Origin of the sequence: Paracoccus sediminis (genome assembly GCF_900188295.1) — a bacterium.
In the GTDB taxonomy this organism is placed as follows: Bacteria; Pseudomonadota; Alphaproteobacteria; order Rhodobacterales; family Rhodobacteraceae; genus Paracoccus; species Paracoccus sediminis.
Genome location: NZ_FZNM01000005.1, coordinates 199960 through 221327, shown reverse-complemented (window position 1 = coordinate 221327; position 21368 = coordinate 199960). Strand labels below are relative to the sequence as shown.

The window sequence follows — 21368 nt, the reverse complement described above, 5'->3', positions numbered from 1 at the left end:
TCATTCTTATACAAGAATAAATATACCTGTTCCATGGCCCCACCTCTCATGCTAAGACGAGGACAGGCCGCGCGAGGGATCATGGGACTGCCGCTCTATCAAAAAGTGATCGACACGATCGTCGCCCGGATCGCGGCGGGCGAACTGTTGCCCGGCGGCATACTGCCCAGCGAATTCCAGCTGGCTGCCGAGATCGGCGTCTCGCAGGGGACGGCGCGCAAGGCGCTGATGATGCTGGAACAGCACGGCATCGTGCGGCGTGAACAAGGGCGCGGCACCTTCGTGACGGCACGGACGCCCGACAGTTCGCTGTTCAACTTCTTTCGGCTGCGTCGCCCCGATGGAACGATCATAAAGCCGGAGGTGGTCAGCGAGGAGATCCGCGAGCGCCCGGCCGACGCTGCCGAGCAGACGGCGCTGCACGAACATCCTGATCTGGTAACCGAAATCCGGCGCGTCCGCAGCCTCGACGGCGTCGCGAGCGCCATAGAGACCGCGGTCGTGCCCGCCGCGCTGTTTCCCGGCCTGGCTCGGCGTGCGCCCCTGCCGAGCGCGCTCTATATCCTTTATCAGCAGGGCTACAGTTGCATCGTTCTTCGCGCCGAGGAAACCATCACGGCCGTGACGGCCGGCGCGGCCGAGGCCGAGCTGCTGGGCCTGACTCCAGGCAGCGCGTTGCTACGGGTGGAACGCGTAGCGACCGACATCCTCGGACGGGTGGTGGAACGGCGGCACAGCCTCTATCGCACCGATGGATTGTGCTACAAGGTGACGCTGGAATAAGGAATGACGCCTGCTTGTTCTTCTTGAGGTCATACTTGAAGAAGAAAACTGGTCTTTGGTGATTGGATCGTGACAAATTGCTGCCTGACGGCTGCTGGGTTTCCGGCAGCTTGGCGGGGCAGGAAAAACCACCCTGCCAGGTCGCGAACCTTTGGCGCCTACGTCGGATGTCCCAGGTCGTAACCGGCAGAGAGCTGGCGTCTTGATCCAACGTCAGGACAACACATGATTTTCCATGATTGCCGTGGACCCATGTCGTGCCCGGATGCGAAAGACCCTCGCGACCGTGACCGGCTGCAAGGGTCTCCCATGAGGGACGTGCGCTTGGCCCCCATGCCCGTAACCTAACGGCCGGGATCCCGCGTGGCCAGTGTTAACCCCAGCATGAACCCGTTGCACAAGCGGCCCCGCCCCCAGTGGTGCGCACGTGGGCGGGGCCTGTCACCCAAGGCGACAGGTTCAGTCTTCGGCCCGAACCCGCGGTTTGTCCATGTCCTTGACTCCAAGGGCACAGTCTGACGGCAAGGATCCGCAATGACCGTCAGGAATCCCTGCCGGACGAACATCGGTGTCCCGGTTTCGGGAAGGCGGCAGACATCATCTTGCGGCGCCTCCCGACGGCGATGGGTTTGCTGGCAGCCCTGCGCGGTGGTGATTTCCTTCTTGCTGATGAAATACCCATGACAGGATCCTCTTTCCCGAAATTTCTGCAAAATGGCAGGAAAAGAAGGTGTAGATCATGGTTGGCTGTTGGCGCTGATTTCGTGACCGGGCTTACAGGCGATTCGGACGGTGGTGATCGGTTGGCCCTCGTTCCAGGTGGCGCGGTGCAGGATCAGCAGCGCCTGACCCCGCCGCGTCTGCAATAGCCGGGCGTCGCGCACATCGGCATTAGCCGCCGAAAAGACAACCTCGGCGCGTGAATATGGCGCGTTGCGGACCAGCCATTCGTTGGCATTGACATGGCGGAAATCCACCCGATCCATGCCGGGCACCGCCTTGGGGTTGATCCAGCGATCCTCATACTGGAACGGGATGCCGTCACCGTAATGGACCGCGCGCAGGTGAATCATCGGCATGCCGGGTCCGATCCCCAGCTTGCCGGCAACGGATTCAGGCGCGGGGCTGGGCCGATGCGCGAAAATGCGATGGCTGTAGGCCATGCCCGCGCTTTCGATCTGTTCGCGCACTATGGGAATGGTCAAGGTCGCCTTGCGGACCGGATCGACGGCGACGCGGGTGCCCGCGCGACGGCGCCGGTCCAGCAGCCCCTCATCGGCCAGCACCTGCAACGCCTTGTTCACCGTGGCCCGCGCGGCGCCGAATTCGACGGCCAGATCGGCCTCATCGGGGATGCGGTCCCCCTGGCGCCATTCCCGGTCGAGGATCCGGCGCCGCACCTCGGACGCGATGGCCTGGGCCTTGGGCCAGGTCTGGGCTGGGGGGTTGGCGGTCACATCCGCTCCTGCAGGCTGGCGATGCAGGCCAGATAGTCGGTCACGATCCGGTCGCGGTCCCGATGGCGGCCATCGCGGACGATATGGCGCCCTGCCGCCCACATATCCCGGACCAGCCCGTCGCCTCCTGCAAAGACCAGGCTGTCCAGCATCCGGTCGCCCTTCCGTCCCGCCATGACGGGCGTGTCCAGGGCCAAGGCGCTGAGATCGGCCCACAGCCCTTCCTGGATCGCGCCCGTGTCGCGGCCCGCCGCCGTGGCGCCGCCGTCAAGCCCGCTGTCATAAAGCACCCGGCCCGTCGAGCGTTCCGGCTCGGCCAGGATTGCGCGGGCCGTGTCGCGCAGGCGCAGGCTGTATTCCAGGCCCCGAAGCTCCTCGACCAAGGAAATGCGGATGTTGCTGTCGGACCCGAAGCCGAGCCTTCCACCCGCTTCGCGCCAAACCATGCCGTTGAAGATGCCGTCGCCCAGGCTGGCCTCGGTGATGGGGCACAGGCCCGCGACGGCCCCGGTCGCGGCCAGGCGGCGGGTTTCGTCGGGGGTCATGTGGGTCAGGTGGATCAGCGTCCAGCGGCGGTCGGGGTCGCAGTGTTCCAGCAGCCATTCGACCGGGCGCAGGCCATGGGCGGCCCGAACCTCCTCGATCTCGGGGATCTGTTCGGCCAGATGCATGTGCAGGGGCCGGCCGGGGCGCAGCGTCGTGCACAGGTGCAGCGCCTGGGGGCTGACGGCACGCAGCGAATGGGGCGCGACACCGATCCCCGCATCGGGCGGCAGATGGCCAAGCGCGCGCTCGGACGCATCCAGAAGCCGGGCGAACATCTGCGGATCGGTGCCGAATCGCGCCTGCCCCTGGCTCAGGGGGCGGCCGTCGCAGCCGCCGAACTGGTAATGCACCGGCAGCAGGGTCAACCCGATTCCGGTGCGGGCGGCAGCGGCGGCGACGCGTTCGGACATCTCGGCCAGGTTGGCATAGGGCGCGCCGCCCGGCTGGTGATGCAGATAGTGGAATTCGACATTCGTGGCATAACCGGCCTCCAGCATCTCCATCTGCACAAGAGCCGCAATGGCCTCGACATCGTTGGGCGTCAGGTGGTCCAGAAAGCGGAACATGATCTGGCGCCAGGTCCAGAAGGTGTCGCGCGGATGCGGCCCGCGCGCCTCGGACAGGCCTGCCATGGCCCGCTGGAAGGCGTGGGAATGCAGGTTGACCATCGCCGGCAGCAGCAGGCCGACCCGTTGCCCTTCAGGCTCTGCCCCAGCGCGGACCTGGGCGATCCGCCCGTCCGGCCCGATCTTTACACGGACATGCTCTGCCCACCCGCCGGGCAACAAGGCCCGTTCCGCCCACAGCACAGTCATGGCGATCCCTGTCTGGAAGTTTTCGTTTGACGCAAAATAAGTTTAGACATAGAGAGATTATATGTTTAAACATAGAACGGCAAGCGCAAACAGGGGCAGGACGTGATGCGGATCCTCGGCAATGTCAGAATGGCCAGCATCGCAGCCGGTTCGGGCCAAGCCCCCTTGTCCGATCCGGTGGCCATCGTCGTGGACGGCCCGCAGATCGCCTGGGTGGGCGGCGCTGAATCCCTGCCGGACCGATTCGCCGGGGCGCCCCGCCGCGACCTGGGCGGGCGGGTCGTCACCCCCGGCCTGATCGACTGCCACACTCATATCGTTTTTGGCGGCGACCGCGCCCGCGAATTCGCGATGCGGCTGGAAGGGGCCAGCTACGAGGACATCGCCCGCGCCGGTGGCGGCATCCTGTCCAGCGTGCGCGACACCCGCGCGGCCGGCGAGGATCGGCTGCTGGCATCCGCCCTGCCGCGCGTCGATGCCCTGCTGGCCGAGGGCGTGACCACGCTGGAAATCAAGTCGGGCTATGGGCTGGAGATCGGAACCGAACTGAAGATGTTGCGCGTCGCCCGTCGGATCGGCGAGGTTCGCAAGGTGACGGTGCGCACGACCTGGCTGGCCGCCCACGCCCTGCCCCCGGAATACGCGCATGACCGCGCGGCCTATCTGCGCGATGTGGTCATCGCCGGCATGGACCGCGCCCATGTCGAAGGGCTGATCGATGCCGTGGACGGGTTCTGCGAGGGTATCGCCTTTTCACCCGACGAAATCGCGCAGGTCTTTGACCACGCCGCATCCTTGGGCCTGCCGGTCAAGCTGCATGCGGAACAGTTGTCGGATCGGGGCGGTGCGGCCCTGGCAGCCCGGCGCGGCGCGATCTCGGCGGATCACCTGGAATACCTGGGCGACGACGGCATCGCCGCAATGGCGCAATCGGGCACGGTGGCGGTTCTTTTGCCCGGCGCCTTTTACACCCTGCGTGAAACGAAACTGCCCCCGGTCGCGGCCCTTCGCGCCGCAGGCGTGCCGATGGCGCTTGCGACCGACTGCAACCCCGGCACCTCGCCCCTGACCTCGATCCTGCTGGCGATGAACATGGGGGCGACCCTGTTCCGCATGACCCCCTTGGAATGCCTGGCGGGTGTGACCGCCCATGCCGCCCGTGCGCTTGGCCTGTCCGACCGGGGCCGGGTCGAACCCGGACTGCGCGCCGATCTGGCGATCTGGGATATCGGGGATCCGGCCGAGCTGTCCTATCGCATCGGGTTCAACCCCCTTCATGCCCGCATCGTCGGAGGCGAATTTGTCTGAATTGATCCTTGTCCCTGGGGAAACCACGCTGGCGCAGTTGGAACAGGTCTGGCGGCAGGGGCTGGCCGTGCGGCTGTCGGGCAGCGCCCGCGACGGCATTGCGGCATCCGCCGCCCGCATCGCCCAGGCGGCGGGCGGGGACGCGCCGGTCTATGGCGTCAACACCGGCTTCGGCAAGCTGGCGTCCATCAAGATCGCGCCGGCTGACACCGCGGCCCTGCAAAGGAACCTGATCCTGTCCCATTGTTGCGGCGTGGGCGAGGCGATCGAGCCAGAAACGGTGCGGCTGATCTTCGTCCTGAAACTGCTGTCCCTGGGCCGGGGCGCGTCCGGCGTCCGGCCGCAGGTGATCGCGTTGCTGGAAGACATGCTGGCGCGGAACGTGCTGCCGGTGATTCCGGCGCAGGGCTCGGTCGGGGCCTCGGGCGATCTGGCGCCGCTGGCGCACATGGCCGCCGTGATGCTGGGCGAAGGCCGGGCGGTCTGGCAAGGCCGCGAGATGCCGGGGGCCGAGGCGCTGCGGGCCGCGGGGCTTGACCCGCTGGTCCTGGCCGCCAAGGAAGGGCTGGCGCTGATAAACGGCACCCAGGTATCCACCGCCTTCGCGCTTGCGGGGCTGTTCGAGGCCTTCGCCTCGGCCCGCGCGGCCCTGGTGACATCGGCCCTGTCGACCGACGCCATCATGGGATCGACCGCGCCCTTCCTGGACGAAATCCACACCCTGCGCGGCCATCGCGGCCAGATCGCCGCCGCCCGCGCGATCCGGGCACTGATGGAGGGCAGCGCGATCCGCGAAAGCCACCGCGACGGCGATGCGCGCGTGCAGGATCCCTATTGCATCCGCTGCCAGCCGCAAGTCACCGGCGCCTGCATCGACCTGCTGTGGCAGGCGGGCCGCACGCTGGAAATCGAATCCAATGCCGCCACCGACAATCCGCTGGTCCTGGTGGGCGCCGACCAGATCGTCTCGGGCGGGAATTTCCATGCCGAACCCGTGGCCTTTGCCGCCGACCAGATTGCCCTGGCGATCGCGGAAATCGGCGCCATCGCCCAGCGGCGCATCGCGCTGATGGTGGATCCGGCGCTGTCCCACGACCTGCCGCCGTTCCTGACGCCCGATCCGGGGCTGAACAGCGGGCTGATGATCGCCGAAGTCACCAGTGCCGCCCTGATGAGCGAGAACAAGCATCTGGCGAACCCGTGCAGCACGGATTCCACGCCGACAAGCGCCAACCAGGAGGATCACGTCAGCATGGCCGCCCATGGCGCGCGGCGGCTGCGGCGGATGAACGCCAACCTGTCGCAAATCCTGGGGATCGAGGCGATCTGCGCCGCCGCCGGTGTGGAATTCCGGGCACCGCTGGCGACCTCGGTCCCCTTGCAGGCGGTGATCGCCCGGCTGCGCGACACCATCCCGCCGCTGGACCAGGACCGCTACCTGGCCCCCGATCTGGTCGAATCCGCGCGCCTTGTCCGCGAGGGCGTGCTGGTTGGCGCGATTCCCACCGACCTGCTGGCCGAGGTTCAGCCATGACACCGGTCGAGGTTCGTGAAGGCGATAGTCCCGTCATCCTGGGCCTGCCGCATACGGGGACATATCTGCCCGACGACATCCGCGCGGCGCTGAACGCACGCGGGCAGGAACTGGCCGATACCGACTGGCATATCCACCGCCTGTATGACGGGCTGCTGCCCGGCGCGACGACGGTGCGGGCGACCTTTCACCGCTATGTCGTCGATGCCAATCGCGGCCCGGATAACGCCAGCCTGTATCCCGGCCAGAACACCACCGGGCTGGTGCCCCTGACCGATTTCGACGGCCAGCCGATCTGGACCGAAGAACCGGCCGCCGACGACATCGCCGACCGGATCCGGCGGTTCCACGCCCCCTATCACGCGGCGCTGTCCGCCCAGATCGAACAGGTGCGCGCCCGGCACGGGGTGGCGATCCTGTATGACTGCCATTCTATCCGCAGCCATATCCCGTTCCTGTTCGACGGCACCCTGCCCGATTTCAACATCGGCACGGCGGGCGGCACCACCTGCGACCCGCGCATCCAGTCCGCCGCCGAGGCGATCTGCCGCGCCACGGGCCGGACGATGGCCGTCAACGGCCGCTTCAAGGGCGGCTGGACCACCCGCCATTACGGCCGCCAGCAGGACGGGATCCACGCGATCCAGATGGAACTGGCGCAATCGACCCATCTTGCGACCGAAGCCCCGCCCTTCGCCTACGACCCCGACATGGCCGCGCCGTTGCGCCATACCCTGAAGCATATCCTTGCCACGCTTGCCGATCTGGCCCCCGATCTGAAAGGCTGACCATGACCAATCCGCGCCACAACACCCGCGACATCTATCCGGCCACCGGCACCGAATTGACGGCGAAAAGCTGGCTGACCGAGGCGCCGTTGCGGATGCTGATGAACAACCTGCACCCGGATGTGGCGGAAAACCCGCATGAGCTGGTGGTCTATGGCGGCATCGGCCGGGCGGCGCGGACCTGGGCCGACTTCGACCGGATCGTCGCCAGCCTGCGCGACCTGGATGACGACCAGACCCTGCTGGTCCAGTCCGGCAAGCCGGTAGGCGTGTTCCAGACCCACAAGGACGCGCCGCGCGTGCTGATCGCCAATTCCAACCTGGTGCCGCACTGGGCCACATGGGACCATTTCAACGAACTGGACCGCAAGGGCTTGGCGATGTACGGCCAGATGACCGCCGGGTCGTGGATCTATATCGGCACACAGGGCATCGTCCAGGGCACCTTCGAGACCTTTGCCGAGGCAGGCCGCCAGCATTACGGCGGCAGCCTGCGCGGCAAATGGATCCTGACGGCGGGTCTGGGCGGGATGGGCGGCGCGCAGCCGCTGGCCGCCGTGATGGCCGGGGCCTGCTGCCTGGCCGTCGAATGCGACGAGACGCGAGCCGATTTCCGCATCCGCACCCGCTATTGCGACGAAAAGGCCCATACGCTGGACGAGGCGCTGGCGATGATCGACCGCTGGACCAAGGCCGGAGAGGCCAAGTCCGTGGCGCTGATCGGCAACGCGGCCGAGGTGTTCCCGGAACTGGTGGCCCGCATGAAGGCCGGGGGTGCACGTCCCGACATCGTGACCGACCAGACTTCGGCCCATGACCCGATCCACGGATACCTGCCGCTGGGCTGGTCTGTGGCCGAATGGCGCGCCAAACAGGAAACCGATCCCAAGGCCGTGGAACAGGCGGCGCGGGCCAGCATGAAGGCCCATGTCGCGGCCATGGTGGATTTCTGGAACGCGGGCGTGCCGACGCTGGATTACGGCAACAACATCCGCCAGGTCGCCTTGGAGGAAGGGCTGGAAAACGCCTTTGCCTTTCCGGGCTTCGTGCCCGCCTATATCCGTCCGCTGTTCTGCCGGGGCATCGGCCCGTTCCGCTGGGCCGCGTTGTCGGGCGACCCCGAGGACATCTACAAGACCGACCGGCGGATGAAGGAACTGTTCCCCGACAACGCCCATCTGCACACCTGGCTGGACATGGCCCGCGACCGCATCGCCTTCCAGGGCCTGCCCGCGCGGATCATGTGGATCGGCCTGGGCGACCGGCACCGCGCGGGCCTTGCCATCAACGAGATGGTGCGGTCGGGTGAGTTGAAGGCCCCGGTCGTGATCGGCCGCGACCACCTGGATTCCGGCAGCGTCGCCAGCCCCAACCGCGAAACCGAGGCGATGAAGGACGGATCGGACGCGGTATCGGACTGGCCGCTGCTGAACGCGCTGTTGAACACGGCGTCCGGCGCCACATGGGTCAGCCTGCATCACGGCGGCGGCGTCGGCATGGGATTCAGCCAGCATTCCGGCATGGTGATCTGCTGCGACGGCACCGAAGACGCCGACCGCCGCATCGGACGCGTGCTGTGGAACGACCCGGCCACCGGCGTCATGCGCCATGCCGATGCCGGTTACGACATCGCCCTGGACTGCGCCCGCGAACACGGGCTGAACCTGCCCGCGATCCTGTGACCGCAAAGCAAGAAACCACCAACAAGGAGTGAACCCATGACCATCCACACCACCCTGCGCGCCGCGCTTCTGGGCCTGGCCACCCTGGGCTCCGGCACCATAGCCTCGGCCGATCAGCTGGCCGACGTCAAGGCGGCGGGCAAGATCGTCACCGCGACCGACATGCACTATGCGCCCTTCGACATGCTGAACAACGGAACCTACGAAGGCGTGACCAAGGATCTGTTCGACGAGGTGTCCAAGGAACTGGGTGTCGAACCCCTTTATCAGGACATTCCCTGGACCGCCGAACTGCCGGGGCTTGAGGTCGGCAAGTTCGACATCGTGATCGCCCCCGTCACCATTACCCCCGAACGGCTGGAACGCTACACCTTCACCCTGCCCATCGCCGATGCGACCGTGTCGCTGGTCAAGGCGGCAGGCAACGACGCGCTGACCAAGCCCGAGGACATCAAGGGCAAGACCGTCGGCGTCCAGCAGGGCACCGCGCAGTTCAAGCAGCTTGAGGCTTACGGCCAGACCCTGGGCGGCGTCACGATCAAGGAATACGGCACCACCGACGAGGCCTATGCGGATCTCGCGACCGGGCGGCTGGACGCGGTGGCCGGATCGCTGCCGAACCTGACCTATCTGGTCAAGTCGCGCCCGGAAACCTTCGCCCTGTTCGAACCCGCGCAATTCGGCGAACCCAAGTATTTCGCCTGGGTGCTGCGCAAGGAGGAAGGCAGCGAAACCCTGGCCCAGGCCATCAACGACGCGCTGCTGAAGATGACCGACGACGGCCGCGTCAAGGCGATCCAGGAAAAGTGGCTGGGTTCCTATACCGAACTGCCGCGCGAAGTTCCGACGAACTGATCGACCCCGGCCGGGCGGGACGATCCCGCCCGGCCGTCAGCGACCCATCAGCCCGAGGTGCGCATGTTTTCGATCCCGGTCTTTCTGGAAAGCCTCGTGCCGCTGTTCTGGGCGGCGCGATACACGCTGCTGATCTCGGTGGGCGGGATCGCGCTGGGGCTGGTGATCGGCACGCTGATCTGCGCTGCGCGGCTGTCATCGTCGCGCGCGCTGCGCAACTTCGGCGCGGTCTGGGTCAGCTTCCTGCGCGGCGTGCCGCTGCTGGTGCAGCTCCTGGTGTTCTATTACTCGCTGCCGCTGATCGGGCTGGACGTGCCCGCCATGTTTGCCGCCGTCGTCACCGTGGGCATCTGCGCCAGTGCCTATATCTCGGAAATCTGGCGCGGCGCGATCAACGCCCTGCCGCGCGGCCAGGCCGAGGCCGCCATCGCGATCGGCATGACGCCGCGCGATGTCTGGGGCCGGGTGATCCTGCCGCAGGCCGTCACGATGTCCCTGCCCGCGCTCATCAACGAACTGATCCTGCTGGTCAAGGCGTCCTCGCTGGTGTCGGTGGTGGGCATCCTGGAAATCACCCGCGCCAGCCAGGCCCAGGCCGCGACCACCTTTCGCCCGCTGGAGGTCTATCTGGCCGCCGCCTGCATCTATCTGCTGATAAACCTTTGCCTTGCGGCCCTGGGACGCTGGCTTGAGCACAGGACGACGGTGTGATGGATCTTTTGCAACAATACGGCCCGGCCCTGCTGCGCGGCTTTGGCTATACCATCCTGTGCTGGGCCTTGGGCACGGTCTTCGCCATGGCCCTGGGCCTCGTGATCGCGCTGTCGCGCCATTACGGCCCGCGTTGGCTGGGCTGGATCCTCCAGATCTATATCGAGGTCATCCGCGGCACCCCGTTCCTGGTCCAATTGTTCGTGCTGTATTACGGCGGCCCGCTGATCGGTTTGCGGCTGGACGCGCTGCCGGCGGGCCTGCTGGGCCTGACCCTCTATGGCAGCCCCTATTTCGCCGAAATCTTCCGCGCGGGCTTCCGCGCCGTCCCCCTGGGACAGTTGGAGGCCGCGCGCGCCATCGGCATGACGGAACCGGCCATCGTGCGGCGCATCCTGCTGCCCTTGTCGATGGTGTCGGCCCTGCCCGCGCTTGTCAACTTCTCGATCATCCTGACCAAGGAAACGGTGATCCTGTCCATCATCACCGTGCCCGAACTGATGTACCAGGTCAGCCGCATGTCCGCCGAAACCTTCCGCTTCGTCGAGGCGAACCTGGTGCTGGCCCTGTTCTTCTGGGGCCTGGTCGAAGCCATTTCCCGCTTGGGCCGCCGGTTCGAATCGCGCGTCACGAAACACCTGATCGAAAGGACATGACGATGCAGGCCTCTGCCGTCGAGATTCAGAAGGTAAACAAGCATTTCGGTCCTTTCCACGCGCTGAAGGACGTGGACCTGTCGATCCCGCCCGGCCGCGTGACCTGCCTGATCGGGCCATCCGGGTCCGGCAAATCGACCCTGCTGCGCTGCATCAACTTCCTCGAGCCTTATGACTCGGGCGAAATCCGCATCGATGGCAGGCTGATGGGTTACGACGCGCCGGGCCGCAAGATGGGGGGCCGTGCGTTGCGCGAGATGCGCCGGTCGATCGGCATGGTGTTCCAGCAATTCAACCTGTGGCCGCACATGACCGCGCGAGAGAACGTGGCCGAAGGCCTGATCCGGGTGCGCGGCATGTCCAGGGCGGACGCCGCCACCCGCGCGGCTGCCGCCCTGGCCAAGGTGGGCTTGGCCGACAAGATGGACAATCACCCCTCGCGCCTGTCGGGGGGCCAGCAGCAGCGCGTGGCCATCGCCCGCGCCATCGCCATGGAGCCGCGCCTGATGCTGTTCGACGAGCCGACCTCGGCCCTGGACCCCGAACTGGTGGGCGAGGTGCTGAGCGTGATGAAGACGCTGGCATCCGAAGGCATGACCATGGTCGTCGTCACGCACGAGATGGGCTTTGCCGCCCATGTCGCCGACCGCGTGGCCTTCATGGAACGGGGCGAGCTGGTGGCCGCCGACACGCCCGCCGCGATCCTGCACCAGCCGCAGGATCCGCGCATCCAGTCCTTTCTGCGCACCTATCACGAACGCAACAGCTTCTGAACGATCCCCGGCCACATGGGCCGGGTTCCGGCTGCTCAGGCCAGCAGGCCCCGCGCGATGATGGTCCGCTGAATCTCGGAACTGCCCTCGTAGATGCGAAAGATCCGCAGGTCGCGCAGATAGCGTTCCAGCGGAAAATCCCGGCAATAGCCATAGCCGCCGTGGATCTGCAAGGCGCGGTCGGCGATGCGCCAGGCGGCCTCGGACGCGAACAGCTTGGCGTGCGCGCTTTCGGTGGAATAGCGCGCGCCGGTGCCGCGCAGCCGCGCAGCCGCCAATCCCAGGGCGCGGGCGGCGGCAAGGTCGTTGGCGCTGTCGGCCAGCATCCATTGCAGCCCCTGGAAATCGGCGATGGGATGGCCGTCCACACGCCGTTCCCTGGCATAGGCAATGGCCGCGTTCAGGGCCGCCTCGGCGATGCCGGTGGCTTGGGCCGCAACCTCGATCCGGCCGTTGTCCAGCACCTTCATCGCCGTGCGGAACCCCGTGCCCTCGGCGCCGATGCGGTTTTCCGCAGGCACGAAGCAATCGTCGAAGGTGACGCCGAAGACATGCCCGCCGCGCAGGCCCATGGTGCGTTCGGCGGGTGCGATGCCGATGCCGGGCGTGTCCTTCGGTTCCACCACGAAAGCCGAAACACCCCGCGCGCCCGCGTCAGGATCGGTCTTGGCATAGACCACCATGAAATCGGCGGCCCCGGCGTTCGAGATGAAGCATTTCGACCCGCGCAGCCGGTATCCCGCGCCGTCGCGCCGCGCGACCGTGCGCATGTCCGCCGGGTTCGACCCGGCCTGCGGTTCGGTCAGGGCGAAGGCGCCCAGGCTGCCCGCCGCCGCGCGCGGCAGGAACCGTGCCCGCAGATCCGTGTCCGCCCCCAGATGCAGCGAATCCGTGGCCAGGTAATGCGCGGTCAGCAGCGATGCCGTCGATCCGCAGGCCCCGGCGATCAGTTCGACCGCCCGATACAGCGCCGGCCCGGACAGGCCAAGGCCGCCATCCCCCTCGGGCAGGTTCAGGCCCATCAGGCCCAGATCGGCCATGGCGGGCAGGTGGCAGGTGGCAAAGGTCGCGGTTTCGTCCAGATCCGCCGCGCGCGGGGCCAGCACCTCGGCGGCGAAACGCCCGATCTGGTCCAGCATGGCGGCTTCGTCGTCGGTCCAGTCACGCATGGTCACATCCCCAGTTCGGCGCGGATTTCGGCGCCATGTTCATCCAGCCCCGGCGCCGCCCGGCGCGCACCGCGCGGACTGCCCGAAAAATGCACCGGCTGTTCCGGCAGGCTGATCGGTCCCAGCAGGGGGTGGTCCACCGGCGAGGCCAGCCCCCGCGCCCGCGCCTGGTCCGACCGCCAGGCATCCCGCACTGATGCCAGTTCCGACGCGGGCACCCCCGCCGCCGACAGCGCCGCCACCGCCTGCGCCGCCGTCAGGCCACCGGCCCATTGCGCAATGGCCCCCGCCAGAACGGGTTCGTGCGTGCGGCGGCTTTCGTCGCTGGCCATGCGCGGATCGCCGGCCAAGCCGGGCTGGCCGATCACCGCGCAGAAACCCGCGAACAGCTTGTCGTTCAGCACCGCGACCGCGAAATGCCCCTGCCCCGCCGGATAGACGCCGAAGGGCGCGGACAACGCATGGCGGTTGCCGGTGCGCGCGGGGTCGGCATCGCAGACCAGCACCCGCGAGGCCGCCGACGGCATCATCGACAACAGCGCATCGAACAGCGCCAGATCGACCACCCGGCCCCGGCCCGTGCGGCTGCGGTCGAACAGGGCAACCATGATGCCCCAGGCGGCGAACAGGCCGCCCGCCACATCGGCCAACGCCTCGCCCACCATGGTCGGAGCCGCGGCGGGTTCCCCCGTCAGGTCCATCAACCCGGACATCGCCTGCACAATGATGTCATAGGCCGGGCGAACCGCATGGGGACCGTTCTGACCGAACCCCGAGACCGAGGCATAGACAAGCCCCGGATTGTCCATCTGCAAGGTCGCCGCATCCAGCCCTAGCCGAGCCATCACGCCCGGCCGGAAATTTTCCACCACCACATCGGCGCGCAGGGCCAGATCGCGCGCCACCGCCAGGTCGGCAGGGGACCGCAGGTCCAGCACGATGGACCGCTTGCCGCGATTGGCGGTCTGGAACAGCGCGCTTTCGCCGCCCAGGAAGGGGCCGATATGGCGGTATTCGTCGCCGCCAGGCGCCTCGACCTTGATGACATCCGCGCCCAGGTCGGCCATCAGCGCGGTGGCATAGGGTCCGGCCAGAACCCGTGTGAAATCCAGAACCGTGATGCCGGCCAGCGGTCTTGCGTTTTCGGTCATGATGTCCCCAGCGATTGATCGGGACAGACTAAGGTTCGGATAGGTATAGAAGGAAATAATCGTTTCGGATTGTGTGAATCAATGAAGCCTATTCCTATCAGCCTGCGCCAGATCACCTACCTGCTGGCCGTCGCGGACACCGGATCGACCGCCGCCGCCGCACGGGCGGTGAACGTCTCGCAGCCCTCGGTGTCGCAGGCCGTGGCACAGATGGAGGCGCATTTCGGCCAGCCCCTGTTCCTGCGCCTGCCCGGACAGGGAATGCAGCCGACCCCCTTCGGCCGGCAGAAGCTGGCGGCGTTTGCGGGCCTGGTCGCCCAAGCCCGCGCAGCTTTGGCCCCTGCCACGGAACCCGACGGTGAATTGACGCTGGGTGCCTATTCCACGCTGGGGCCGCGCTACGCGCCGCGCCTGATCCGCGCCTTTATCGACCGCCATCCCGGCGCAAGGATCACCCTGGTCGAGGGAGATCTGGCGGAACTGGCCCAGGGGCTGCGCCGGGGCCGCATTGATTTGGCCCTGGTCTATGACGCGGGGCTGCCCGGCGATTTGGCGTTGACGCCGTTGCAGGCGGTGCCGCCCCATGCCCTGGTGCCGCCCGATCACCGGCTGGCCGGGGCGGGGGCCGTGTCGCTGGCCGACCTGGCCCAGGATCCGGTGGTGCTGATCAACCTGCCCCACAGCCTGGGCTATTTCCTGTCGCTGTTCCAGATCGCCGGGGTGACGCCGCGCATCGCCGCCGAAACCGCATCGGTCGAGATGCTGCGCGCCATGGTCGCCAACGGCCTGGGGGTGGGCCTGCTGGCGACGGACCTGCCCCATGACCTGGCCTATGACGGCGGGCGCGTGGCGCGGCTGGCGTTGACCGGCCGATTGCTGCCCAGCCGCATCGCCATCGCCCGCGCGGCAGCCTTGCCCCCCACCGCCACGGCAAGCGCCTTTCTGCATTTCTGCATGAGGGCGATGGGCAATGCGCCCGGTCAGGGCTTTGCTGAAGCCCCCTTGGCTGACACTCTTGAAGCATGCAGGACAACGGCGCCATAGGCGGTGCCGGACATGCGCGCCTTGGAAAGCCGGACCCCATCGGGCGCCCTTTCTTCCAGACGCCTGGCCGGAATCGGCAGGCTGCCGACGTCAGCCATTCCCGGATACCGCCGGGTTTTCCGCCCCGATTACCTGGTGGTCATGACCAAGATCGTGGCGGCGCCGCCGGTCCTGGGCCTTTCGCCCGTGGCGATGGTATTCCTGCGGTCGAACGCCCTGCTCGGGCACGTCCGCATCGGCGAGGAGGCCCGCTTCCTGGGCTTGCACCCGGGCCGCGGACATCTCACGCGGCACAATCATCACGTGCGGGAATCATCCGGATTTGCTATGCTGGCGGCTCGAGGACGGATCGGCCCGACGACAGGGCGGATGCCGGGCTCTCCGGCAGATGCCTCGGTCTGGCCGACCTCTGTACAGGAGGATGCAGCCATGCCCGACAGAACGATTGGAAACCCGCTGAGCTGGAGCGCGCAGAGGCTGGCCGGAATGGGCCGGGGCCTTGGCCATGCCATCGACGGGATCGGCGGCCACCAGGCAGCCCGGCCGCAGGTCAACCGGATCGACCTTGCCGATCTCGGCGCCGCGCTTGGGAAAGGCGCACGCGACTTTGCCGCGCTGCGATCCGACGTGATCTTCCTGGTGGTGCTTTACCCGGTGATCGGCTTTATCCTGGGGGTCTGGGTGCTGAACGCCGGGCAGGTCCATCTGCTGTTCCCGCTGGTCGCGGGCTTTCCGCTGATCGGCCCGGTTGCGGCCGTCGGCCTTTACGAGATGAGCCGCCGCCGCGAGGCGGGCCTGCCTGCCAATTGGGGCGCGGCAGTCTCGGCCCTGAGCGGGCAGGTGCTGGGGCCGGTGCTGATGCTGGGCCTGTTGCTGCTGGTGATCTTCGTGCTGTGGCTGGGGGCCGCCCATGCCATCTGGGCCGCGACGCTGGGGCCGCAGACCTATGACAGCCTGCCCGCCCTGCTGCGCGATAGCCTGACCACCGGGCCGGGCCGAGAGATGTTGGTCCTGGGCACCGCCGTGGGCTTCGTCTTCGCGGCCCTGGTGCTCTGCATCGGCATGGTGTCCTTTCCGATGCTGATCGACCGGCCCGTGGGCGTCCCGCTGGCACTTGCGACCTCCTGGGCCGTGGCCAAGGCGAATCCCGGCGCCACCGCCGCCTGGGGGCTGATCGTGGCCGGTTCGCTGATGCTGGGGATGATCCCGCTTTTTGCCGGGCTGATCGTGGTGCTGCCGATCCTCGGGCACGCGACCTGGCACCTTTATCGTCGCGCCGTAACCTTCCGCGACCCCGCTGCCGGGTGATCCTTCCTTATGCAAGGCCTCAGGACGCGATGCGCGGCCTGCACAGGGCACGGGGTGTGGCGCTTTCACGCAGGCCTGGTCCAGAACACAAACAGGTAACCGGGGCGGATTTCCGGGCAGCGCGGCCCAGACCGGATGTCCGGCGACATTCCCGCGTGGAGGGAACCGCGCCGGGAAGCGGAACAGGTCAGCAACACGGTGCGGATCGCGCAGGCTCCGATGGGATCGGTCTTTGGAAACGTGCAAGGCGATCGTCGTCCGTGAACGGGCGCTCTGGCCGACCGCATGGGCTAGCGACGCGAACGCTGCCTGACCAAGGTAGAACGAGCATCGCGCTTTGATGGAGAGACCGCCTGGCGCTTTCCGGGCCGTTCGGTTCAGGCGGGCGGAACGGCGACAGGCGCGGAGAGGAGCGGAATACATGCTGCTGATCGGTTCAGCCCAAGCCGATCATCCAGAGAGCCGAAGAAAGAGATGCCAGGCTTTCGTGGCGGGTCTTTATCAGCCCGAGCATGACATCGTGTGCCTGACGGTCATCGGCGCTCATCGTGCCGCCCGAGATCGGGCGCTTGGTCACGCAGGCCGCAGGTCGTTTTCCGAGGCATTGGCGTGAAGCGGGATCTCGGGCCGACCCAGCACCCTCAGCCGTTCGTGCTTTCGCCTGTGCAGGCGAGCCAGCAACCGACCCTGTTCATGACACTGATCCCGGAGCCTTTCCAGCTTGCGCATCTGTTCGGGAATTTTCGGCATCCGCTTTCGCAGCAGCCGCTGGGCATGAACCCGGCACGCAGGCATGATCGAGGATGCGGAACTGTCCAGCATCGTCGGACACGGCCAACCTGTTGCCCATCAGCCCATGATGGCGCCCCACGCCCCAAAGGTCATGCCCTCTGGGGTCAGACATCGGCCACAGACCAAACAATGATGCCTGGAAACCCGCCGATGTTCCTTCGAGGCAGCCGAACATCGCCATCATTGCTGTGATATACGATTTATTATCCGCTAATGAAGCTATTTATGCGGATTACTTCGGTCGTTTGAAAAAGACTTGCTCGATAGCGGACCGGGTGCCGGCAAACACCCGGTCCTGCGCCTGTCTCAGACTGCGGCAAGGGCAAATAGAAACGGCATTCCTGAAGAAGCATTGACAGCCTGAGCAAAAAATACATCGTCAAACGGTCGTTTCATTGCGCATTCCGTAATTGTAAATCCTGTCGATCATGTGTTGTCGTGAGGTGCGGCACGACACGGGGTGCCGCATCCTGCACCAAGGCAATGCAAGCTAGCCGATCTGGTCCAGAAGCGCGGCGACGGCAGCCTCCAGCTTGCGGCGGTCCACAGTCGTGAAATCGCGCGCAAGGCGGATCTCCAACCGGCCGTTGGCGGCGGTGCATCGGGCGTTGCCCTGCGGGTGGGCAATCTGGAAAGTGGTTCTGGCGCGCCCCTCGGGCACCGGCGACGGTGCCGTTCCGGTAACGGCGGGCGCGTCGTCGGTGGCATCGCCCCCCTGCCCTGCAAAGCGGCGCAGAACGTCCAGCTCGTCCTTGACGGATCGCGTGTCCCAGTCGCGGAATTCCGCCGCGATCGCCGTGGACAGGCCTGGAATGTCCGTCAGGCGCTGCGCCAAAGCCAGGCCCAAGGCGCGCGGAATTTCCTGCGGATACAGCAGAACCTCTCCCAAAGCCTGAACAAGCGGAATGAAGTTGCGGATATAGCTGCGCTTCTGATAGCCGGCGGACTTGAACAGCAGCGCGACCGCACGGTCGGGATCGTGTTCGGACGTCTGGGGATCCATCGCGTAATGCAGCGCCAGCTGCGCCATCTCGGCGAACGAGATGTCCTTGCGAACCATGTTTTCGTCGACCATGCGACGATAAAGATGTTCCAAAGCCTCGCCCCGTGCGGCGATGCCTGCCGGAATTCGACCCCATCGGTCGGCGTCGCCAGTCTGATCCAAAAGCGTGCGAAACGCCGACAGGCGGCGCCAGCCCTGGATCAGTTCGTATCGCCCGTCCCTGCCCGGCTCGACCCGGATCGGATTCGACAGCCCGATGTCGCGGATGGATTCGACCAGTTCGGCCAGCTCGAAATCCGCCGCCGGCGCGCGGTCGCGGATCAGTTTGCACGTGTCGATCACGTCCAGCGGGATCAGATCGACAATCAGGCCGGCGCGTTTCAGACGGACATGCTCTTGGGCCAGGGCATCGTTTTCGGATCGGATTTCGGCCTCGAGCCGGGCGCGGTCGCGGCTGGATTCGGCCGTTTCCGTGATGGCGGCCGCCATGGGTCCGCGGCGGCGGCCGCTGTCGTCGGCCTTCCCCGCCGGGACGATCTCGGGTTCGTCGCCGGGAACCTCGATGTCGAACATGCGTCGTTTGCGGCTCATGACTTTTCCTCCAGGGTGGACCAGGCCGCCAGAACATGGGACCGGAATTCCTCGTATGCCTGATCGAATGTGGCGCGCGCACGTCGCCATGTCCCGCGCGTCATTTCCCGATAATCGATCTCGTAGATCGAACTGAGAAAGCGGCCCGACTGTTCAACCGCGCGGGTCAATTCGATGGGATGGTGCGCCATGCGGTCGCCGAAGACCTGTCGAAACGCCCCCAGCATGGCTTGGTGAAGATCGTTCGACGGCTCGAATCGCGTCATCAGAAAGCGGATGTCGGCAAAGGCCTTGGGCAGCGCAATCTTCCCCGTGGGGAAGTTCTCGAAACCGTGGGACAGATCCTCCAGGGCCTCGGAAAGCTGCCCGATGAAGCTGGTGGTGGAATCGTATTCCCAATAGCCGGGGCCGGAGGGGATATAGAGCATGTCGGCGGCAAAGACGGCGTTCATCGACTGATAGCCGATCGCCGGAGGGCAATCGAACAGGATCAGATCATAGGCATCGTCCGGCAACGAATCGAGAAACCGCGACACGGCCCCGAAAAAGGTCCACTCCGGGTTCAGATGGCGATACTGGGCGCTGGCGAATTCGACAAAGGCGGCGTTGGCGCAACTGGGCACGATGTCGATGGTGGGCCAAGCGGTCGGCTTGATGAAATCGCCGGGCCGCAGCAGGCCAAGCCCCATGTCGCGGATCGACGACGGCAGCTTGCGGTGGGGCAGGGCGGCCCCGCTCTCGGCCCCGGAGGCGGCGCCGTTCATCCGGTCGGTTTCCCGTTCCAGATCGCGCGCCATGATGCCCCAGACGGTATGATCCTCGCCCACGTCGTTCAGGCCCATGGAATGGGACAGGGTCGCCTGCGGGTCGAAATCCACCATCAGGACGCGATAGCCGTCAAGCGCCGCCGCATGGGCAAAATGCAGCGCCACCGTGGATTTTCCCGCGCCGCCTTTAAAGTTGGCGATGGCGGCGCGGAAGGCGCGACGGTTTGCCGGGCGCGGCGGCATCAGGGACTTCTTGCCGACCCGGACGCGGCGGCGCAGCTCGTTGATCTCCTCCAGCGAGAACCACCGCTGGCGGCCATCCTCCTCGACTTCCCCGAGGGGAAGGTTCGGATCCGCCGCCAGCTTGCCGCGAAAGGTCGATTGATTCATGCGGAAGATCAGTTCCGACACCTCCCAGCTTGAAAAACGGCGCAGGGTCTTTTCATGGCCCGGGCTGAAGGTCTGGCGCCGGATCCATCCCTGCATCTTCAGGGATTGGGATTGCAGCCGGGCAAGGTCTTGGTGCGTATACATCATGGGCCTGTCGAAAGGGACGCTGTTGGCAGCTTGTTCGGCTTTTACGCCGGATTTGCGGTCTTGGCAAAAACCAAATTCACGGCGCCCGAACGGGAGGCGTGGCGGATCGAACCGGACGAATCGGCACCGCGAAGTGACGTGCCGCCCAGATCGCGCCGCCCTTGAAACAAGGTGGCATGTTCGCTGTATATACCTGAAATTTAGGGACATCTGATGTGGAATAGGGGCGTCCCGTGCGGCCTGCCATGCCCCTTCTGCCGTATTCAATTTCCTGAACAGTCGCTGTCCACCGCCGGGAATCGCTTGACAGGATCGCTGGCTCGGACGCAAAGGCGGTTTCAATGGCCAAAAGCGTCTTGAAATGATCCCCGAAAGGGCAGCGCCAGGCATCGGGCAGTTGAACGGGGACGGAACGGATCCGTGCCGTCGACCGACAGGGCGCGGCAAGGAAATACGATATCCTGTCGGCCATCATCCCCCACGCCCTGGCGGGCGGCCCGGTGGATCAGCGGCTGGCGCAGCGGCTGACGGCGTTGATTACCACGCGGTACAACGGGCGGAACGATGATCTTGCTATCGGCCAGCGGGACATCGCACGGCTGTGGTGCGTGGACGAGCGCACCGTCAAGCGCGACATGGCGCGGCTGCGATCCCTGGGATGGGCCACCGTCAAACGGCAGGGCGCGGGGACGGGCGCGTTGCGCGGGTCCGGGTCGAGGCGGGGTAGGGGAGGGCGACGCGCCGGCGGTCGGGCCGCCATCGGCGGAATCGTGATCCGTGCTGCGCAGGATAGCGGGATCGACGCCCTTGCCCAGGCGCAGCGAGGCATCCGGCCTGTGTTCCAGAACGTGGTGGAAATCCTCGCTGCCGGGGTTCACGGGACAGATATGGGATTGTCCGCCCCGGCAGGATTGCGGGCCGCGGCGATGGCAAAGCCGCCTTCCGCGTTCCCATTGCAGACGACCGGCTTGTTTTCGTCGTCATCGTTCATCCGCGGGGCGCCGCAATCGCGGCCTGCCTTTTCGGCCGGTTGAACGATCCGGGTCATGGTGCCGGTGATGCCGGACGGCGATGCGGTTCGGGGGGTCGCTGCGGCCA

The 21368-nt window shown here is 66.5% G+C and carries 20 protein-coding genes; 12 read left to right on the top strand and 8 right to left on the bottom strand.

The window, feature by feature from the left end:
• Positions 1-81: 81 nt before the first annotated feature.
• Entirely contained in the window at positions 82-783 is a 702-nt protein-coding gene (locus CHB77_RS09865) for a GntR family transcriptional regulator (protein ID WP_089388032.1), read from the top strand.
• 737 nt (positions 784-1520) lie between these two features.
• Here the strand turns inward: CHB77_RS09865 and CHB77_RS09860 are convergent.
• Complete coding sequence (locus CHB77_RS09860) at positions 1521-2240, bottom strand: histidine utilization transcriptional repressor HutC (RefSeq protein ID WP_089388031.1); 720 nt, start codon at positions 2238-2240, stop codon at positions 1521-1523.
• Positions 2237-3601, bottom strand: a complete 1365-nt coding sequence (locus tag CHB77_RS09855) for a formimidoylglutamate deiminase (protein WP_089388030.1) — start codon at positions 3599-3601, stop codon at positions 2237-2239. The genes CHB77_RS09860 and CHB77_RS09855 overlap by 4 nt, the downstream gene beginning before the upstream one ends.
• Positions 3602-3706: 105 nt before the next feature.
• Here CHB77_RS09855 and hutI point away from each other — a divergent pair, with 105 nt between their 5' ends.
• The 8 genes from hutI to CHB77_RS09815 all read left to right on the top strand — a co-directional run bounded on the left by hutI (position 3707) and on the right by CHB77_RS09815 (position 11908).
• Positions 3707-4909: an imidazolonepropionase gene (hutI, locus tag CHB77_RS09850; protein ID WP_089388029.1), complete on the top strand. Its 1203-nt coding sequence runs from the start codon at positions 3707-3709 to the stop codon at positions 4907-4909.
• Positions 4902-6443: a histidine ammonia-lyase gene (gene hutH, locus CHB77_RS09845; RefSeq protein WP_165456236.1), complete on the top strand. Its 1542-nt coding sequence runs from the start codon at positions 4902-4904 to the stop codon at positions 6441-6443. Before hutI ends, hutH begins: the two co-directional genes overlap by 8 nt.
• Positions 6440-7231 carry an N-formylglutamate deformylase gene (gene hutG / locus CHB77_RS09840; RefSeq protein ID WP_089388027.1) on the top strand — a complete coding sequence of 264 codons (792 nt, stop codon included), beginning with the start codon at positions 6440-6442 and terminating at the stop codon, positions 7229-7231. Before hutH ends, hutG begins: the two co-directional genes overlap by 4 nt.
• Before the next feature lie 2 nt (positions 7232-7233).
• Complete coding sequence (gene hutU / locus CHB77_RS09835; RefSeq protein ID WP_089388026.1) at positions 7234-8913, top strand: urocanate hydratase; 1680 nt, start codon at positions 7234-7236, stop codon at positions 8911-8913.
• 36 nt (positions 8914-8949) lie between these two features.
• Positions 8950-9768, top strand: coding sequence for a transporter substrate-binding domain-containing protein (locus CHB77_RS09830; protein ID WP_089388025.1), 819 nt, complete (start codon positions 8950-8952; stop codon positions 9766-9768).
• 63 nt (positions 9769-9831) lie between these two features.
• On the top strand, positions 9832-10479 hold the full coding sequence (locus tag CHB77_RS09825) for an amino acid ABC transporter permease (RefSeq protein ID WP_089388024.1): 648 nt from the start codon (positions 9832-9834) through the stop codon (positions 10477-10479).
• Positions 10479-11135, top strand: a complete 657-nt coding sequence (locus tag CHB77_RS09820) for an amino acid ABC transporter permease (RefSeq protein WP_089388023.1) — start codon at positions 10479-10481, stop codon at positions 11133-11135. The genes CHB77_RS09825 and CHB77_RS09820 overlap by 1 nt, the downstream gene beginning before the upstream one ends.
• 2 nt (positions 11136-11137) lie before the next feature.
• Positions 11138-11908: an amino acid ABC transporter ATP-binding protein gene (locus CHB77_RS09815; RefSeq protein ID WP_089388022.1), complete on the top strand. Its 771-nt coding sequence runs from the start codon at positions 11138-11140 to the stop codon at positions 11906-11908.
• Positions 11909-11943: 35 nt separating this feature from the next.
• On the opposite strand, the gene CHB77_RS09810 is transcribed toward CHB77_RS09815, so the two are convergent.
• Positions 11944-13077, bottom strand: a complete 1134-nt coding sequence (locus CHB77_RS09810) for an acyl-CoA dehydrogenase family protein (protein WP_089388021.1) — start codon at positions 13075-13077, stop codon at positions 11944-11946.
• A 2-nt stretch (positions 13078-13079) separates the two neighbouring features.
• Positions 13080-14228 carry a CaiB/BaiF CoA transferase family protein gene (locus tag CHB77_RS09805; protein ID WP_089388020.1) on the bottom strand — a complete coding sequence of 383 codons (1149 nt, stop codon included), beginning with the start codon at positions 14226-14228 and terminating at the stop codon, positions 13080-13082.
• 81 nt (positions 14229-14309) lie between these two features.
• Here CHB77_RS09805 and CHB77_RS09800 point away from each other — a divergent pair, with 81 nt between their 5' ends.
• Together CHB77_RS09800 and CHB77_RS09795 are read left to right on the top strand one after the other, a co-directional pair.
• Entirely contained in the window at positions 14310-15272 is a 963-nt protein-coding gene (locus CHB77_RS09800) for a LysR family transcriptional regulator (RefSeq protein WP_089388019.1), read from the top strand.
• Between the two features lie 429 nt (positions 15273-15701).
• Positions 15702-16580, top strand: a complete 879-nt coding sequence (locus CHB77_RS09795; RefSeq protein WP_089388059.1) for a DUF2189 domain-containing protein — start codon at positions 15702-15704, stop codon at positions 16578-16580.
• A gap of 436 nt (positions 16581-17016) precedes the next feature.
• Here the strand turns inward: CHB77_RS09795 and CHB77_RS18480 are convergent, their stop codons facing one another.
• The 4 genes from CHB77_RS18480 to CHB77_RS09780 form a co-directional block, all read right to left on the bottom strand.
• Entirely contained in the window at positions 17017-17157 is a 141-nt protein-coding gene (locus tag CHB77_RS18480) for a hypothetical protein (RefSeq protein WP_207303027.1), read from the bottom strand.
• A complete protein-coding gene (locus CHB77_RS18475; protein WP_207303028.1) occupies positions 17154-17402 on the bottom strand; it encodes a hypothetical protein in 249 nt (82 codons plus the stop codon). The genes CHB77_RS18480 and CHB77_RS18475 overlap by 4 nt, the downstream gene beginning before the upstream one ends.
• 460 nt (positions 17403-17862) lie before the next feature.
• The gene (locus CHB77_RS09785; RefSeq protein WP_089388018.1) at positions 17863-18966 is read right to left on the bottom strand and encodes a ParB/RepB/Spo0J family partition protein; all 1104 of its coding nucleotides are present in this window, start codon (positions 18964-18966) and stop codon (positions 17863-17865) included.
• Positions 18963-20267, bottom strand: a complete 1305-nt coding sequence (locus CHB77_RS09780) for an AAA family ATPase (protein WP_089388058.1) — start codon at positions 20265-20267, stop codon at positions 18963-18965. Before CHB77_RS09780 ends, CHB77_RS09785 begins: the two co-directional genes overlap by 4 nt.
• A 503-nt stretch (positions 20268-20770) precedes the next feature.
• On the opposite strand from CHB77_RS09780, the gene CHB77_RS18045 reads away from it, so the two are divergent.
• Positions 20771-21304 (top strand): hypothetical protein, encoded by a 534-nt coding sequence (locus CHB77_RS18045; RefSeq protein ID WP_131023337.1) that lies wholly within the window; start codon positions 20771-20773, stop codon positions 21302-21304.
• The last annotated feature ends 64 nt before the right edge of the window (positions 21305-21368 follow it).

Bases quoted from the DNA above. Each gene is read 5' to 3' on its own strand.
- CHB77_RS09780 (WP_089388058.1), bottom strand. From the start codon at position 20,267: ATGTATACGCACCAAGACCTTGCCCGGCTGCAATCCCAATCCCTGAAG.
- hutI (WP_089388029.1), top strand. From the start codon at position 3,707: ATGCGGATCCTCGGCAATGTCAGAATGGCCAGCATCGCAGCCGGTTCG.
- CHB77_RS09815 (WP_089388022.1), top strand. From the start codon at position 11,138: ATGCAGGCCTCTGCCGTCGAGATTCAGAAGGTAAACAAGCATTTCGGT.
- CHB77_RS09820 (WP_089388023.1), top strand. From the start codon at position 10,479: ATGGATCTTTTGCAACAATACGGCCCGGCCCTGCTGCGCGGCTTTGGC.
- hutG (WP_089388027.1), top strand. From the start codon at position 6,440: ATGACACCGGTCGAGGTTCGTGAAGGCGATAGTCCCGTCATCCTGGGC.
- CHB77_RS09800 (WP_089388019.1), top strand. From the start codon at position 14,310: ATGAAGCCTATTCCTATCAGCCTGCGCCAGATCACCTACCTGCTGGCC.
- CHB77_RS09825 (WP_089388024.1), top strand. From the start codon at position 9,832: ATGTTTTCGATCCCGGTCTTTCTGGAAAGCCTCGTGCCGCTGTTCTGG.
- CHB77_RS09810 (WP_089388021.1), bottom strand. From the start codon at position 13,077: ATGCGTGACTGGACCGACGACGAAGCCGCCATGCTGGACCAGATCGGG.
- hutU (WP_089388026.1), top strand. From the start codon at position 7,234: ATGACCAATCCGCGCCACAACACCCGCGACATCTATCCGGCCACCGGC.
- CHB77_RS09785 (WP_089388018.1), bottom strand. From the start codon at position 18,966: ATGAGCCGCAAACGACGCATGTTCGACATCGAGGTTCCCGGCGACGAA.
- CHB77_RS09830 (WP_089388025.1), top strand. From the start codon at position 8,950: ATGACCATCCACACCACCCTGCGCGCCGCGCTTCTGGGCCTGGCCACC.
- CHB77_RS09795 (WP_089388059.1), top strand. From the start codon at position 15,702: ATGCCCGACAGAACGATTGGAAACCCGCTGAGCTGGAGCGCGCAGAGG.
- CHB77_RS09855 (WP_089388030.1), bottom strand. From the start codon at position 3,601: ATGACTGTGCTGTGGGCGGAACGGGCCTTGTTGCCCGGCGGGTGGGCA.
- CHB77_RS18475 (WP_207303028.1), bottom strand. From the start codon at position 17,402: ATGCTGGACAGTTCCGCATCCTCGATCATGCCTGCGTGCCGGGTTCAT.
- CHB77_RS09865 (WP_089388032.1), top strand. From the start codon at position 82: ATGGGACTGCCGCTCTATCAAAAAGTGATCGACACGATCGTCGCCCGG.
- CHB77_RS09805 (WP_089388020.1), bottom strand. From the start codon at position 14,228: ATGACCGAAAACGCAAGACCGCTGGCCGGCATCACGGTTCTGGATTTC.